Annotated in this window: 1 protein-coding gene; it reads right to left on the bottom strand. The window is 40.6% G+C overall.

Annotation, left to right across the window (positions count from 1 at the left end; all coding sequences use genetic code 11):
* A partial coding sequence (locus ACY2RS_RS15490; RefSeq protein WP_490099575.1) for an HYR domain-containing protein occupies window positions 1-604 on the bottom strand: 604 nt, incomplete at both ends.

The raw sequence follows: 604 nt of genomic DNA, 5'->3' as shown, positions 1-604 counted from the left end.
GTACTTACTATGGTTCCTGCTAGTGGGTCTTGTGTCAATGTTATGGTTGCGCTACAGTTATCACTTGCAGTGGCTAGCCCTGTGTAATCTGGAATTACAAATTCGCAATTGGTATCTGTGCTTACTATTTCATTTTCTGGACAATCAATCATAGGTGGTGTGTCATCAATAACAATTACATTAAAACTACAACTTGCGGTGTTGGTTCCATCAGAAACCAAGAGCTCTACTAGGGTTGTTCCAAAACCAATAATAGTTCCCGCAGCTGGTGTTTGTGTTATTGAGATTACACCACAATTATCTGTAATTGTTGCTAGACTACTATAATCTGGCACTACAAATTCGCAGTTTGCATTGGCACTTTCAGTTTGGTCTACTGGACATACTACTACTGGTGGCGTGCTGTCTGTAACTGTAAGATTGAAAGTACAATCTGTTGTATTGGTACCATCAAATGCAGTCAAGGTAATTGCAGTAATACCAGTACTCACCATTGTACCCGGTGCTGGTACTTGCAGTATTGAAACTGGATTTGCACAGTTGTCTGAAGCCGTTGCTAATGTCGCGTAATCTGGTAGTATAAAAGTGCAGTTTACATCGGCAT

It is taken from the genome of Patiriisocius sp. 208BN25-11, assembly GCF_058147145.1.
The sequence above is the reverse complement of the archived record's forward strand: the minus strand, read 5'-3'. Positions and strand labels throughout refer to the sequence as shown.